Source organism: Rhizobium sp. LjRoot98, assembly GCF_964252935.1.
In the GTDB taxonomy this organism is placed as follows: Bacteria; Pseudomonadota; Alphaproteobacteria; order Rhizobiales; family Rhizobiaceae; genus Pararhizobium.
The window spans coordinates 307807-322072 of record NZ_CAXUPW020000006.1 but is presented as its reverse complement, the minus strand read 5'-3'; the positions used below and the strand labels follow the sequence as shown (position 1 = coordinate 322072).

The 14266-nt window shown below is 56.6% G+C and carries 14 protein-coding genes and 1 tRNA gene; 6 read left to right on the top strand and 9 right to left on the bottom strand.

Annotation, left to right across the window (positions count from 1 at the left end):
* The first annotated feature begins 141 nt into the window (after positions 1 to 141).
* Entirely contained in the window at positions 142 to 1086 is a 945-nt protein-coding gene (locus ACSQ3J_RS20700; protein WP_060505634.1) for a phosphoribosylaminoimidazolesuccinocarboxamide synthase, read from the top strand.
* A gap of 10 nt (positions 1087 to 1096) precedes the next feature.
* Here the strand turns inward: ACSQ3J_RS20700 and ACSQ3J_RS20695 are convergent, their stop codons facing one another.
* The 7 genes from ACSQ3J_RS20695 to ACSQ3J_RS20665 form a co-directional block, all read right to left on the bottom strand.
* Positions 1097 to 1933, bottom strand: a complete 837-nt coding sequence (locus ACSQ3J_RS20695) for an MBL fold metallo-hydrolase (RefSeq protein WP_060505420.1) — start codon at positions 1931 to 1933, stop codon at positions 1097 to 1099.
* 1 nt (position 1934) lies between these two features.
* Positions 1935 to 2714: a TatD family hydrolase gene (locus tag ACSQ3J_RS20690; protein WP_060505419.1), complete on the bottom strand. Its 780-nt coding sequence runs from the start codon at positions 2712 to 2714 to the stop codon at positions 1935 to 1937.
* Between the two features lie 12 nt (positions 2715 to 2726).
* Positions 2727 to 4277 (bottom strand): methionine--tRNA ligase, encoded by a 1551-nt coding sequence (gene metG, locus ACSQ3J_RS20685; RefSeq protein WP_060505418.1) that lies wholly within the window; start codon positions 4275 to 4277, stop codon positions 2727 to 2729.
* 122 nt (positions 4278 to 4399) lie between these two features.
* Positions 4400 to 5443: a DNA polymerase III subunit delta' gene (locus tag ACSQ3J_RS20680; protein WP_060505417.1), complete on the bottom strand. Its 1044-nt coding sequence runs from the start codon at positions 5441 to 5443 to the stop codon at positions 4400 to 4402.
* Complete coding sequence (gene tmk / locus ACSQ3J_RS20675; protein ID WP_060505416.1) at positions 5440 to 6138, bottom strand: dTMP kinase; 699 nt, start codon at positions 6136 to 6138, stop codon at positions 5440 to 5442. Before tmk ends, ACSQ3J_RS20680 begins: the two co-directional genes overlap by 4 nt.
* A gap of 124 nt (positions 6139 to 6262) precedes the next feature.
* Complete coding sequence (locus ACSQ3J_RS20670; RefSeq protein ID WP_060505415.1) at positions 6263 to 7417, bottom strand: D-alanyl-D-alanine carboxypeptidase family protein; 1155 nt, start codon at positions 7415 to 7417, stop codon at positions 6263 to 6265.
* Between the two features lie 68 nt (positions 7418 to 7485).
* A complete protein-coding gene (locus ACSQ3J_RS20665) occupies positions 7486 to 8520 on the bottom strand; it encodes a septal ring lytic transglycosylase RlpA family protein (RefSeq protein ID WP_060505633.1) in 1035 nt (344 codons plus the stop codon).
* 706 nt (positions 8521 to 9226) lie between these two features.
* Between ACSQ3J_RS20665 and ACSQ3J_RS20660 the strand changes: the two genes are divergently transcribed.
* Positions 9227 to 9316, top strand: a tRNA-Ser gene (locus ACSQ3J_RS20660).
* Positions 9317 to 9579: 263 nt separating this feature from the next.
* Positions 9580 to 10413, top strand: coding sequence for a calcium-binding protein (locus ACSQ3J_RS20655; protein WP_060505414.1), 834 nt, complete (start codon positions 9580 to 9582; stop codon positions 10411 to 10413).
* A gap of 391 nt (positions 10414 to 10804) precedes the next feature.
* Here ACSQ3J_RS20655 and ACSQ3J_RS20650 read toward each other — a convergent pair whose 3' ends face one another.
* Both ACSQ3J_RS20650 and ACSQ3J_RS20645 read right to left on the bottom strand, forming a co-directional pair.
* A complete protein-coding gene (locus tag ACSQ3J_RS20650) occupies positions 10805 to 11488 on the bottom strand; it encodes a glycine-rich domain-containing protein (protein ID WP_060505413.1) in 684 nt (227 codons plus the stop codon).
* Positions 11485 to 11940, bottom strand: a complete 456-nt coding sequence (locus ACSQ3J_RS20645) for a hypothetical protein (RefSeq protein WP_156393870.1) — start codon at positions 11938 to 11940, stop codon at positions 11485 to 11487. Before ACSQ3J_RS20645 ends, ACSQ3J_RS20650 begins: the two co-directional genes overlap by 4 nt.
* On the opposite strand from ACSQ3J_RS20645, the gene ACSQ3J_RS20640 reads away from it, so the two are divergent.
* From ACSQ3J_RS20640 to ACSQ3J_RS20630, 3 genes are all read left to right on the top strand, one after another.
* Complete coding sequence (locus tag ACSQ3J_RS20640) at positions 11933 to 12319, top strand: hypothetical protein (protein WP_156393871.1); 387 nt, start codon at positions 11933 to 11935, stop codon at positions 12317 to 12319. The genes ACSQ3J_RS20645 and ACSQ3J_RS20640 overlap by 8 nt on opposite strands.
* Positions 12320 to 12557: 238 nt before the next feature.
* Positions 12558 to 12980, top strand: a complete 423-nt coding sequence (locus tag ACSQ3J_RS20635) for a DUF4864 domain-containing protein (protein WP_060505411.1) — start codon at positions 12558 to 12560, stop codon at positions 12978 to 12980.
* A 96-nt stretch (positions 12981 to 13076) separates the two neighbouring features.
* On the top strand, positions 13077 to 14264 hold the full coding sequence (locus ACSQ3J_RS20630) for a class I SAM-dependent methyltransferase (RefSeq protein ID WP_060505410.1): 1188 nt from the start codon (positions 13077 to 13079) through the stop codon (positions 14262 to 14264).
* Positions 14265 to 14266 lie beyond the last annotated feature (2 nt).

Here is a 14266-nt window from a genome sequence, read left to right as displayed (position 1 = left end):
GATAGATTATGGAACTAATATGCATGAAGAGCGATCTCAATGTTCGTATTTCAGGCTTATGCTGCCTTGACCTTACCGGGTCCCAAGGCTTAAGCGATACCGGTCTCCACCGCTAGCGAAAGACCCCGCCCGATGAGCGATTTGCGCATTCTTTCAGATGCTTTCATTCCTGAATTGCCAGGACGCTACAATGGCAAGGTGCGCGAAAATTACGATCTGCCTGATGGTAATCGCATCATCATCGCCACCGACCGGCTGAGCGCTTTCGATGTCATCCTCACCGCAATTCCGTTCAAGGGCCAGGTCTTGACCCAGACAGCGCGGTACTGGTTTGAGGAAACCGCCGACATTTGTCCGAACCATGTGGTGTCCTATCCGGATCAGAATGTCGTCATCGGCACGAGGCTCGACATCCTGCCGGTCGAGATCGTCGTGCGCGGCTATCTCGCTGGCACGACCAGCACATCGATCCTCACCAAATACAGGAACGGCGAGCGCGAGATGTACGGTATCCGTTTGCCAGACGGCCTGAAGGACAACGAGAAACTGCCGCAGCCGATCATCACGCCAACCAGCAAGGCCTTTGACGGCGGTCATGACGAGCCGCTTTCTGCCGATGAAATCATCGCGCAAAAGCTGCTGACGGCCGAACAATGGGAAACCGTCTCGCGATACGCGCTGGCGCTGTTCGCCCGCGGCCAGGAACGTGCTGCCGAGCGTGGCCTCATCCTCGTCGATACCAAGTACGAGTTCGGCACCGACAAGGATGGCCGTATCGTTCTCGCCGACGAGATCCACACGCCGGACAGCAGCCGGTACTGGATTGCCGAGAGTTACCAGCAGAGCTTTGCTTCAGGCGCGCGGCCAAAGAGCTTTGACAAGGATTTCGTCCGCGCCTGGGTGACCGAACGCTGCGATCCCTACAAGGATCCGATCCCGGAAATTCCAGCCGATCTCGTCGAGCAGACCTCGAAAGTCTATATCGAGGCCTATGAGACGATCACTGGTAAGCGTTTCATCGCCGACCTATCCGGCGCCACCGTTCTCGATCGAATCCGGAAGAATCTGCAGCCTTATTTCAGCTGATCGATCCCGGTTAGCAAGCGACGCCGGCCTCGCCGCTGATATCGAACGCAATTTGCATACCGTCATAGGCCGGCTCGATATGATCAGGCGTCTCGCGCATCACCGTTTCGTAGTCGAGCGGTGTGTGCATATGAGTAAGCACGGCACGCCTGGGGGCAAAGCGCGCGATCCATCCGAGCGATTGCTCGAGCGACAGATGGCTCGGATGGGACTTGTATTGCAGCGTGTCGATCACCAGAGTGTCCAGTCCGGCAAGCTTGCCGATGGTCTCCGGCGGAAAATCGCTGACATCGCTGCAATAGGCAAAATCGCCGATGCGAAAGCCCATCGACATGATGCTGCCGTGGTTTTGAAGGACCGGCTGGAACAGGATCGTGCCGCCTGCGCCGCTGATGGCCACAGGCGCCAGCGATGGATCGATGATTTTTGGTTCGACGATCGGCGGATAGCCGCTGCCTTGCGGCGTCTCCAGGCAGTAGCGAAACCCTTCGCGAATGCGTTCCATGGTCAGCGCATCGGCCCAGATCGGCATGCGTCTGCCGGTGTACTGGACATAGCCGCGCAGATCGTCGATGCCGTGGATGTGGTCGGCATGCGGATGTGAATAGAAGACGGCGTCGATATTCTTGACCTTTGCCGCAATCATCTGCTCGCGAAAATCGGGGCCGGTATCAATAACGACCGTGGTGGTGCCGCCGTCGTCACCTATCTGTTCGATCAGCAAGGCGGCGCGGGTGCGGCGGTTTTTCGGATTGGCGGGGTCACAAGCACCCCAATCGCCGTTGATGCGCGGCACGCCCGGAGACGAACCACAGCCAAGAATGGTGAAGACCCGCCTCACCGCCATCTCACAGTCTCGGCATTTTAGAAAAGACGCGGAACGCGTTGTCGGTGGTGATCGCGGCAATCTCTTGCGTCGAAACGCCGATCGTCTCGGCCAGAACCTGCGCGGTATGCGCCACATAGGCCGGCTCGTTGCGCTTGCCCCGGAACGGTTTTGGCGCCAGATATGGCGCATCGGTTTCGACGATCATCCGGTCATGCGGCACAGTCTTGGCAATTTCGCGCAGCTCTTCCGATTTCGGAAACGTCAGGATACCCGAAAAGGAGATGTAGCCGCCCAGATCGACGCCGACCTTGGCCAGTTCAGGACCGGAGGAGAAACAATGGAGAAGAAAAGGGAAGGCCCCCTTCCCTGTTTCCTCGGTCAGGATCGCCGCCATGTCATCGTCAGCCGAACGGCTATGGATGACCAGCGGCAGCTGCGTCTCCCGGGCGGCAGCGATATGGCGCCTCAGGCCGATCGCCTGGGCGTCGCGCGGCGCATTATCGTAGAAATAATCGAGCCCGGCTTCGCCGATCGCCACGACCTTCGGATGCGCCGACAACCGCACCAGATCGTCTGTCTCTATATCCAGTTCCTCATCGGCATTGTGCGGATGCGTACCGACGGAACAGAAGACGTTGGCATAGTTTTCGGCAATGGCCAAGATCGTATCAAACTTCTTCACGCGCGTCGAGATGGTGATCATCTGCTCAACGCCGACCGCACGCGCCCGCTCGATGATCGCGTCACGCTCGGCGTCAAAGTCCGGAAAATCCAGGTGACAATGGGTATCGATCAGCATCGCTGGATGTCCTCAAACTTCCGGCGGAACATAGCGCGGGAACACAGGCTTCGGTGCTTCCAGCACCGTTCCGGCGGTGAGGCGTCCGGCTTGGCCGAGCGAGGCGAAACTGCGGTTATCCGCAGGCACAGCCACGAGATCGAGCAACTTTCCGGCCGATTCCGGCATGATCGGCTGCAGAAGGATGGCGATCTGGCGCACGACTTCCGCAGTCACGTAAAGCACGGTTCCCATGCGGGCCGGATCGGTTTTTTTCAGTGCCCACGGCTCCTGACCGGCAAAGTAACGATCGGCCTCGGAGACGACGGCGATGATCGAGGCCAGTGCCCGGTGGATCATCAGCGCATTCATGTCGTCGCGGGTCGAGGCATGCAGCGCATCGGCCGCCGCCAGCATCGCCTTGTCTTCATCGGTGAGCGGCCCGCACACAGGGATCTGCCCGTCGCAATTCTTGACGATCATCGACAGCGACCGGCTGGCGAGGTTGCCGATACCGTTGGCGAGGTCGGAGTTAATGCGGGTGGCAATCCCCTCCTCGCTATAGCTGCCGTCCTGGCCGAAGGAGACTTCGCGCAGGAAGAAATAGCGGATCGGGTCGAGACCAAAATGCTCCACCAGATTGACCGGATCGACGACGTTGCCGAGCGACTTCGACATCTTCTCGCCCTTGTTGAGCAGGAAGCCGTGGGCAAAGACCTTCTTCGGCAAAGGCAGGCCGGCCGACATCAGGAAGGCGGGCCAGTAGACGGCGTGGAAGCGGATGATGTCCTTGCCGATCATGTGGATGTTGGCCGGCCAGTATTTGGCGCGCGGGTCTTGCGGATCGGTGAGATATCCGGTCGCGGTAATATAGTTGGTCAGGGCATCGACCCAGACATACATGACATGGCTCGGGTCGTTGGGAACCGGAATACCCCAATCGAAGGTCGTGCGCGACATGGACAGATCACGCAGGCCGGACTTGACGAAGGAAATCACCTCGTTGCGGCGCTCGGCCGGGCCGATGAAGTCCGGATTTTCTTCGTAGTGCTTTAACAGCCTGTCCTGATAGGCAGAGAGCTTGAAGAAATAGCTGGCCTCCTCCACCCACTCCACCGGCGTTCCCTGTGGCCCGTAGCGTACGCCATCGGCGCGCACTTCGGTTTCACCCTCCTGGTAATAGGCCTCGTCACGCACCGAATACCAGCCGGAATAGCTGTCCTTGTAGAGATCGCCCGCCTCGCCCATGCGGTTCCAGATATTCTGGACAGCCTCGTGATGACGCGGTTCGGTCGTGCGGATGAAATCGTCGTTGGAGGCATTCAGCAGAACGGCCATGTTCTGGAATTCGGCCGAGTTGCGGTCGGCCAGTTCCTGCGGGGTGATGCCTTCCTTGCGGGCCGTCTGCTGCATCTTCTGGCCGTGTTCGTCGGTTCCCGTCAGGAAGAAGACGTCGCGCCCGTCCAGCCGCTGGTAGCGGGCCACCGCATCGGTCGCGATCAACTCATAGGCATGGCCGATATGCGGCTTGCCGTTCGGATAGGAGATCGCGGTGGTGATGTAGAATGGGGACGTGTCGGTCATGATCGGGTTTCGGCCTGTGTCTGATCTTGGGTGTCTGGCTATTAGCGCATCCAATGGCGGGATGAAACAGTGCACGCCTAGAAAAGCAGCAATGTGATGCCGCAACGAAATACAATGGAAACTCAGGCCATCGTGCGCGATGCTGCTTTCACGTCGTCCAGAATCGATAAAACCGTTTGCTTGCGATCGAGATTGTAAGCCTGCGCCACGGCAATCCGCTCGTTAATGCTGCTCGACAAACGTGCAAACCGGTCCGCCCTGTCGAGATCGCCAGAGAGCGCGGCGCGGCGTGCCTCCCCCATCAAGTGCCCTGTCACCAGCGCCAGGAAGAACGCGAAAATTGTTTCACTGTCCTTTCCAGCCAGCACGTCGGCAAGTTTGTGCATATCCTTGCGGATACCCGGCTCCTGGCCCGCGATGATCGCCTCGAACGTCGCCATGATGTCGAGGCCGCCATAGTTGATCAGCTTCAGCGCTTCTGAAACGCTGCCGTCGGCCGATGCCAGCACCTTTTGTCCATCCGGCCCGGAAAGATCGAAGCCGAGATTGTTCATCGCGTTGCGCATGGCCTCTGGCGCCAGCGGCTTTAGCTGCAACGGTAGGCAACGCGACCGGATTGTCGGCAAAAGCTTACCCGGTGCATGGGTCAAGACCAGGAACAACGAGCGCTTCGGCGGTTCCTCGAGGATTTTCAGGATCGCGTTAGCGGCGTTACGATTGAGGTCATCGGCCGGATCGACGATGACGATCCGCCAGTTGCCCGTACCCGACGTCTGCGAGAAGAATTTACCAGCCCGGCGCACCTCATCCACCGTAATAGCGCTCTTGACCTTGCCGGTTTTCTCGTCAACGGGCCGCGTCAGGTGCAGAAGGTTGTGCGACGCACCGGAGGCGATCTGTCGGCTGGCGATCGAGTCCGGATCAGGATCGGCAAGCTCCGCTGGAGCTTGCGCCGGATCGGGATGGGTGAGCACGTGATTGGCGAAGCGGAAGGCAAGCGTCGCCTTGCCGATGCCTTCAGGCCCTTCGATCAGGATGGCGTGATGCCCTTTCCCCGACCGGTAGCTTTGTGCCAGAAAATGCCCGGCCTCCCGATGGCCGAAAAGCCGCGTGTTTTCAGCCGGGGAGATGGCGCCGTCGAGAACGTCGAACCTGTCTGTGCTCATTGGGCCGCTTCCGTATCCGGTCCATTACCCGATCCAGGCAACATCGGCTCGATGATCGAAAGCACATGGGCTGCAATGTCGCTGGCCGAGGCAGAGGCATCGACCACGTGGCAACGCCTGGGGTCGGCACTGGCGATATCGAGAAAGGCCTCACGGCGCTTTTCATGGGTCTCGAGTTCTTCTTTCTCGAAGCGGTCGAGTTCGACTTCCTGGCCCGTCAGGACCTCCGCGGCCCCGGCCCTCCGGCGCACCCGCTCAAGACCAAGGGCGGCCGGCAGGTCGAAAACGATCGTGCAATCGGGCACCACGCCATTGATTGCCACGCGCTCCAGAGCTTCGATAAAGCCAGGCTCCAGATTGCCGGTGACGCCCTGGTAGACGCGCGAAGAATCCATGAACCGGTCGCAGATGACGACCGTGCCTTTCAACAGTGCCGGCCGGATCACTTCTTCGACGTGATCGCTGCGCGCAGCGGCAAACAGGATTGCCTCCATGCGCACGCCGAACTCCTGGGCTGCACCGGATAAAAGCACGTGCCGAACGGCTTCCGCCCCCGGCGAACCGCCAGGCTCGCGCGTCGTCAGGACACTATAGCCACGCTCGCGCAAGGAATCGGCAAGCAGGCGAATCTGGGTGGATTTTCCAGCGCCCTCGCCGCCTTCGAATGTAACAAACACGCCTGTTCCGACTGACACTGCTCGATCCCGTATATTATTTTCAATGGAACGCCCGCACAGCGCGGGCGTCCTATCTGTGCCGGGCACAGGGCCTGTTTAACTGATTGTGCCCGGCCGCGAAACCGCTTGCGGCGTCATTTCATCAGAGCCAGAAGAACAACAGCTCCTGTAGTGCATCCAAGGCCCTAGTGGAGAGCGATCCCTGCCCTACCGCAGCATTGGTCTCGACCGGCACCTCACGCAGGAGCCGTTCACCGCTCCAGATTCTCAGCGTACCTGCCTGCTTGCCAGCCTCGACCGGCATCGCCAGCGGCCAGCGGTAGATCACCTTAGCCGAAAGCCGCTCCGGATTATTGACTGGCACAAGCACATCGACAGCCGTGGCCGTGACGAGTTGAACATGCGACACCGCACCGCCATAGACGCTCGCCTCACCGACGCTATCTCCGGCCTCGAACAGCCTCTTTCTTTCAAATGCCGTCATCGACCAGTCGAGGATCTTACGCGTTTCCTCGACGCGCTCCTTGTCGGTCGCAAGGCCACCCAGCGCCAGAAACACGCGTCTTGTGTCCTTCTGCATCGTGGCGACCATGCCAAAGCCGAACCCTTCGGCAAATCCGGTGACAAATCCGTCGACACCGATATTGGCCGAGATCAGCGGCGTGCGGTTACGCTGAAGGATCTTGTTCCACTGGAATTCCGTTTGGGAGTAATATTTGAACAAGTCGGGATAATTGGCCTGAATGTGCTGCGCCAGCAGCGCCATGTCGCGCATCGTTGTCTTGTTCTGAGGATCCGGCAGACCGGTGGCGTTGCGGAAGACCGAACCGGTCAGCCCGAGTTCCCGGGCGCGGTCTGTCATGCGCTTGGCAAAGGCTTCCTCGCTGCCGGTCATGCCTTCGGCGAGAATGATGCAGGCGTCGTTGGCGAGCTGGACGGTCACACCCTGGATCAGGTCGACAACACGAACACGTGATTTCAGCGCGGCAAACATAGTCGACGTTCCCGACGGCGCGCCGCCGGTTCGCCAGGCATGCTCGGAAACGGGGAATTCGGTATCGAGCGTCAGCTCGTTCTTTCGGATTGCGTCGAAGACGACTTCCATGGTCATCAGCTTGGCAAGTGATGCCGGTGGGACGACGGCGTTTTCATCCTTGGCGAACAGAACCGTGCCTGTTTCGGCATCGATCAGGTAGACCTGCTTCGCCTTGGTTTCGAAAGCCTGCGCCTGCGCCACCGACGGAGCGCAGACAATCAAGACAAGAGAAAAGAGAACCGAGACCAGTCGTGTATGCATTCCAAACTCCGGCGCCTTCTCCGGCAATAGCAGCCGGTCCACCGGTGATCAATCACGAAGGATCGGGATTAGCGCGTGACACTCTTGCGCTTGGCATATTCGACAATCGAATTCGGCGTCAGCGGGTTTTGGTCAACGAGAATGGCATCGAAAGCCGTTTCGGAATCGCTGACACGCGCTTCGACGTAGGCCGCCGCATAGGCCATGTTGCCAGCGGGCATCGGAATATAGTCTGGGCGCTCGCGCGGGATCGGGCCGATCTCCGGCAGCATCGCGAATGCGTCGAGCCCGGCCGGCGATGGGCGCGGAATTGCGGTTTCGGCAAGCGCGGTCACCGGCACTCCCATCTCCAGGTTCGATTTGGCCGGAATGGTCAGGGTTCCGAGATTGCCGGCCTGTTTGCGCAGCGGCTCATTCGAAGCGACCATCACGCCCGTGGCGATCTGGCCTTCTGGGAATGCGTTCGGAGTGCGATCGCCCTTCTTGACGTAGGAAGCCATCAGATAGGGCATATCGTTGCCTTCGAGCGGCGCCTTGCCGATATACTGGACGCGAACCTGGGCGCTACCCTTGCGCTTCATGTCGAGGAAGTCGGCGGTTTTTGACGAAACGTCGATGATGCGCCCGTATTCATAAGGACCGCGATCATTGACCCGGACCACGACAGACGTGCCGTTTTCGAGATTGGTAACGCGGGCATAGCTCGGCAGCGGGAATGTCGGATGCGCAGCCGACAGGTGATACTTGTCGTAAACCTCGCCGTTCGCGGTCAAGCGGCCGTGAAAGGCGGACCCGTACCACGAAGACATACCGGTCTTATTGTAACCGAAATCCTCTTTCGGCTGGTACCATTTACCCTTGACCTGATAGGCCTTACCGACCTGGTAGCGGCCGCCGCCCTTGGGAACAGCCTTCCCCTCGCCAACAACGCGCGGACTGGCCTTCACGCCATAGATCGACTCGGCAAAATATTCCTTGCTGCGCGGCTTGTCTTTTTTGATGCCTCCGGTCGATCCGCACGCGGTCAACCCGACGCAAAGCATGGGAATGGCGGCAACCCGCAATCCCTTGAAGAAAAAAGCCGCAGTCAGATTGGAAGTCATGTGCCCCACATCGCCATTCGCAAAACTCGTACGCAGCATTTTCCCGCGCTTGCCCCCGCGAAAATACCGGCGTCACGAAATGTAACAGTCGATTAATCATGACAACAACGTGGCGAAAATGCGAACGGTTAACCGTGCCGGAATGAAACAATTGAATTTATGGTTTATGAATAGTTAATGGAGGTCCAGCCCAGATATTATCGAGATCTGTCGAAAGGCGACCGAAAGCACAGGTGATAGGAGAGTAAAATCAGACGAATACGTTCTCCTAGCAGACATATTCGATATTATGATAACGAATATCGATTATGGCGCTGCCGGCGTTGCGAATAAATGTGGAAAATACTGAGGCTGACGGTAAATTGCGGCCACGTCCTGCGTGGAGGTATCGGGCGTATCGCGGGCGGCATGGGCTTCTGACACGGCCGAGAAAACCCGGTGCATCCTATCACGGCTCATCAACATCGCATGTCCACACAATCTAAACACGGTGTGACGAACCGGACAGCGGTTGTTTTGTTGCACAGCCGCAACGCGCGTCAGCGACACCTATCAATTGCACCGCCACCAGCTACGGCCTGCCACAGGACCGGTTGACGTTCGCAATCGGCAAGCTATAAAGCGAGCCGTGACAGGCTGATGTCAAAAGTTTGCTCGGGAAAACCACCGCCCGGCCAAAACGGCATCACATTCATGCCCGTTATCAGGAAGAGTGTCCGAGTGGTTTAAGGAACCGGTCTTGAAAACCGGCGTGCGGGAGACCGTACCGTGGGTTCGAATCCCACCTCTTCCGCCAAAAAAACGGCCCAAATTCAGAAAAATAATCAAGAAAAATCAACAGTTTATGGAAGAGCAGGGATTCGAACGGATCTTAGAAATCTAATGTCCCGATTTTCTTTGAAACTTGCCAGAGAACATATACTGTCGCAGATAATAACGTGAGACGGGTTCTGCTACCGAGGGCACGCCCACAAACAGGATATCTTTGATTTTCATCAAGCTAAACGTTGTGTCGCTCGTTTTAAAGCACATCTTATTTGAAGTTATGGAGGAATTTAAATGCCCACGAACCTCATTATCACGATGCTCTTGAACGATTTGCCTGAAAATACGCCGTTGGGAACCGAGATTGCCACCATCTCCCCTGAAGGGTTGGGAGTCTCGATTACTTCAGCGGCGATCTCGTCATATGAGCGTGTCAATTATGGCGGCATGCTTGAAACGGAAAATTATCCATCCGACTTATTCGAGATCATTGGGGCGAAGATCGTCCTAAAATCCGCACTCGACTACGAGAAATATCCTGACAGCTTCCACGCTTATAAGGCTAATTTTACCGTAGACGCTACTTTCTCCGATGGCACAACCGGGAGAGCAATCGCAGGGCTTCAAGTTACGGACGTTATTGAGGAAGTCCGTGGAACTGGTCAAGCTGACAAAATCTTTGGCACCAATAGCATGGACTATATCATCACCGGATCGGGTAATGACCAAATCCGTGGCTCTGCTGGCAATGATGTGCTGTACGGCGGTACCGGGGGCGATAAGCTATGGGGCGGTGAAGACGCTGATACCTTCCTCTACAAAGCCATTAACGAAAGCACGCTGAAAAACCCCGACATCATCTACGATTGGCAGCATGTTGCCGGTGGTGGAACCCGTGATGTCATCGACCTACGTGCCATTGATGCTCGCTCCGACTATTCGGGTAACCAGCCTTTCAAATGGCTCGGTGCGAAAGACTTCAGTGGCAAAAAGGGCCAGTTGAACTACAAATATGAAAAGGACGGCGACACTCACGTCTACGGCGATCTGAACGGCGATAAGAAAGCTGATTTTGAGATAATTCTGGACGGCAAGATCAAGATGTATGCCGACGATTTCTTCCTCTGAACCCGGATAGCACGTCATTTCATCGAAAAGATGATTGGCGAAGTCGCTGAAATCAGAACGACAAGCTGCCAACTGAGGCGGCTTTTTTGTGCCCACTGGCTGCTACATTCCTGATGCATCGATTGCTGCATTTACGCTGGACGACTAATGCAAATTAAGCAACGAAAACAACGACGAAATTCACCCCATAGCTCTCACCTCTTCCGCCAGAACCTTTCCGCAACCTCGTTAAAAATTGCAGAAGTTTGCGTTGATGAGCGATTGTCGAAAACAATTACCGGTCGCTTTTTGGAGAGCAAGAAATCAGAAATAATTTCGAGCCAGACGCTCACGGCGGCAATGCGCCCATGCAGTCATGCTGCGGTGCTCTGGAACCAAGCCCGACCTTCGATCAACTCGCCAAATTAAGGAGCTTGCATTCGATCAACGTCGAAACGAGCGCGACCCTCTGCTCATCGCTGATTTCGCCTGGCAATTCGCGCACGAAAAAGCTGCCATTGTATGTAATGAACTCCAGAGCTGCACGGGCCGTCTGGTCAACAGCGAACACGGCTTCCCCCTCATTGCTCAAAAGTTCGACCATGTCGTCATCATCCTGCAGGTAGAAGGCGTGGCGGCGAGAATTGACGATGCGCCGATCCAGCGTGACATTTTTCTCGTCGTACCACAGGTCAGGCAGCGGCTCGCCGAACAACTCTTCGTACCGCTGCGCGAACATAGCCAGCGTGGAGGGCGTCATTTTAGGCAAGCCTTCTACCGTCGGCGCGGTACTGGGCGCATGCTGAATGTACTTTCCGAAATTTGCGCGGCAGTATTCGATATACTGACGTGTGAATAGAATGAACTGGTGCCAGATCTGATCGATTCTCAGCGAATACATACCCCATGCGACTGCGGGGCTGGACGCTGTCAAAACGAGGTAGCGCTTTACCTCGCGAAAGAGGGCTTCAGCCTCTTCGCGGGAACGGACGACGTCGTCTTTCAGCAGTTTCTCGGAAAGATAGGGGGCCTCGAACGCCAAAGCTTCGGCATGAACGTCCGCAGCACCTGATGCATTCTGCACGGCCATGGTCATTGAACTTGCGCCAGGCATTGGCAGGTGCAGGGCACGCATTGCGTTCCATCGCAGATAATGAAACAGGTGCAGGTATCGCGAGCCTGTGACCTTACTTTCATGCGAAGCCCTGCCCGCCGTACATCCGCCAAGGCGCCGTTCTGTCTCGGGAACGCCGCACCTTGTGCGCTCGTGGAGTTCGTCTGGCTGATTACCGCGTCTCGCCGGACCCAGACGGCGACCGCTCCGAGACTGGATTTAGGCAAGTCGGCAGTTGCGACGATGTCGCTTTCGGCGATCTCGATACCACCAGATAGGTCATTGAGCCGGAAAATCAGCTTTATGTGCCCCTCGCGGCGAGACGGCGCAACAAATCCGGTGAATGCAACGGCATTTTCGCTGCCCGCCTCCAGCAGGCGCGACACCAATGCGTTCGTCTTCAGCGCTTTTCCCGAATCCGGTTCCTTGGCCATCATGATCTCCTTGTGGCTTGCCAAGCTGCTGCGGCAATTAGACATGTCCGCGATCGCGATCGACATTAAGAAAACTTCATCTCTGGCAGAAAACGTGGCGATAGAACGCTCGACCCGCGCAATCAAACTGAGCCAGTTAGGTCACGCCACGTTTAAAACGGCATGCTTTCGTTTGGCGGCGAATCCAGCCGCCCTGTTTCACCCGGATAGGTTTCGGCTCCCTCTGAAATTGGATGAAACCAATTCTTTATATTCATCAATACTCACATATGCACGAAGTTGCGATGTTCGGCAACAGGTTGCATTGATCATCGTAGCGGCTTCCCCGAAAGCACGGGAGCAAATTCTGCTTTCTTTCCATGCAACTCCCTCTGGTTGATCGACCGGCATTCTCCTATGATCTGGGACAGGATGAGGGATCGACTGGTGTTACACCCAATCTACCGAAGAAGCTCTCACGCCATTGGCAAACCTCAAGAATTTAATTCAATAAATAAAAACAACCAATTGATATTAGTGTGTATTTGTAAAATACGAAAAACCTAACTCCAGTGAAAAACCATTTTCTCTCGACATACGTATCCTGTCTATCGCGATGGTCAGCAAGGAGATGGCAAATGATCCGGACATTCAAAGCCTGCGCATGCATTGCCATTCTCTTGGCTACGGCGCCGCTATCCCAGGCGGCGGAGCCTGTCGATACGGCCCAGTCGATCATCCAGAACCAGATCGAAGCCTTTCTCCACGATGATGCCGAGACGGCCTATTCTTTTGCCTCCCCGCAGATCAGGCAAAAGTTTCCAGACAAAAGCGTCTTCTTCGATATGGTCAAACGTAGCTATGCGCCGGTCTACCGCCCCGGCAATTTCGCCTTTGGGCGCAACAAGATCGAGAGCGGTACGGTGGTGCAGGAAGTGCTGATATCCGGGCCAGACGGCAAGGATTGGACGGCATTGTATTTTCTCGTCAGGCAACCCGATGGCACCTACAAAATCAACGGCGTACAGCTGCTTCGGCAAACGCCAGGCCCCGAAATTTAAACAACCGAAATAACGCAACTCTGCACTGTGGTGCATTGACGTTAACGCGCACGCTCCCTTAGACATAACAGCCTAATTAAGCCGGGAGAATTAAGCGTGAATTTGCCACTGCAGAAAGTTTGCGACATTTATGATCTCTTCGATCCGGAGATCGATAGTATCCTTCGGGACGATCTGAAATCCATTCCCTTCGGTTCGCGGCGTGCATGGGAGTTCGCAATGATCTTCCGGGCCTTGGCCCAAAAGGGTAAGTTGACCCCTGTGGCCCAGGGCCTTGCGATGGGTGCCGGGACAGAAAAGCTAATTTATGCGATTGTTCCACGCGTCGCGAAGACGATGGTTACCGATCTCTACCTGCCGAACAGCGGCTGGGTCGGCGTGCGCACGGATAATCCGCGCGATCTTATCCTGCAGAAGGCACCTTGGCCGATTGACGCGCAGAAGGTCGATGCCATGGCCATGGATATGCGTAAACTCGACTTTCCTGACGAGAGCTTCGATTTCTGCTGGTCGACGGGTTCCTTCGAGCACATCGGACGCGACGAAGATTTCCTCCGCCACTTTAGCGAAGTCGAACGTGTGCTGAAACCGGGGGGCGTCTACGCCTTCACCACCGCCATTACGTTTGGCGGCGTCACGGAGCCTATTCCACACAACTACTATTTCGATCCCAATCATCTGATTGACCTGATCCATGCATCGCCGCTGCATGCGGAACCGGTTTTCGATTGCTTCGTGCGCGATCACATCTTCAACCGCCCTCATCCCGAACGTCTCCAGGATTACGGGTTCGATCCTGGCAGGAAGTTCTCCAAGCCGATCGTCTCCTTCCGCCGCGGGATTCTTCTGGCGGCGAATGTGATGGTACTGACAAAGGACGCCAGCCGCGCGAAGGTGCGACCCGAGGTGCGTGGACTTGAGGAATCGCGCAAGCGCCTTACGAGCCAGGCAGACGGCTATCTGCGCGATCTCTGGTCGGAGTTCCAATATCTTCAGACAACAGCGGAAAAAGGCGGCCTGAGCATCCAGCCTCAAGTCTTTGGCAACGGCGCTGCGCTGATCGACGTCATCATTCCGAAGGGCGGTCCTGACAAGCTGAAATGGACCGTCAAGCATCGCCCGATTTCCGGGAGCGTGACCTGGGAAACGTTGCAGACAGGCAAGCTGACCGCGAATGACAGCACTTTCCGCTTCGAGACGAAACGCGATCGTCTGTACTCCATCAAGCTGTCAAATGCGGCAGGCGACCTCAGCCGCATCATCGTCAAGGCGAAATTAGCCTGAAC

Excerpts from the sequence above, each read along its gene's own strand:
- ACSQ3J_RS20635 (WP_060505411.1), top strand. The coding sequence starts at position 12,558 with ATGATCCGGACATTCAAAGCCTGCGCATGCATTGCCATTCTCTTGGCT.
- ACSQ3J_RS20650 (WP_060505413.1), bottom strand. The coding sequence starts at position 11,488 with ATGACCATGGCCGTGCAGAATGCATCAGGTGCTGCGGACGTTCATGCC.
- ACSQ3J_RS20695 (WP_060505420.1), bottom strand. The coding sequence starts at position 1,933 with ATGGCGGTGAGGCGGGTCTTCACCATTCTTGGCTGTGGTTCGTCTCCG.
- ACSQ3J_RS20690 (WP_060505419.1), bottom strand. The coding sequence starts at position 2,714 with ATGCTGATCGATACCCATTGTCACCTGGATTTTCCGGACTTTGACGCC.
- ACSQ3J_RS20655 (WP_060505414.1), top strand. The coding sequence starts at position 9,580 with ATGCCCACGAACCTCATTATCACGATGCTCTTGAACGATTTGCCTGAA.
- ACSQ3J_RS20680 (WP_060505417.1), bottom strand. The coding sequence starts at position 5,443 with ATGAGCACAGACAGGTTCGACGTTCTCGACGGCGCCATCTCCCCGGCT.
- metG (WP_060505418.1), bottom strand. The coding sequence starts at position 4,277 with ATGACCGACACGTCCCCATTCTACATCACCACCGCGATCTCCTATCCG.
- ACSQ3J_RS20670 (WP_060505415.1), bottom strand. The coding sequence starts at position 7,417 with ATGCATACACGACTGGTCTCGGTTCTCTTTTCTCTTGTCTTGATTGTC.
- ACSQ3J_RS20645 (WP_156393870.1), bottom strand. The coding sequence starts at position 11,940 with ATGGCCAAGGAACCGGATTCGGGAAAAGCGCTGAAGACGAACGCATTG.
- ACSQ3J_RS20665 (WP_060505633.1), bottom strand. The coding sequence starts at position 8,520 with ATGACTTCCAATCTGACTGCGGCTTTTTTCTTCAAGGGATTGCGGGTT.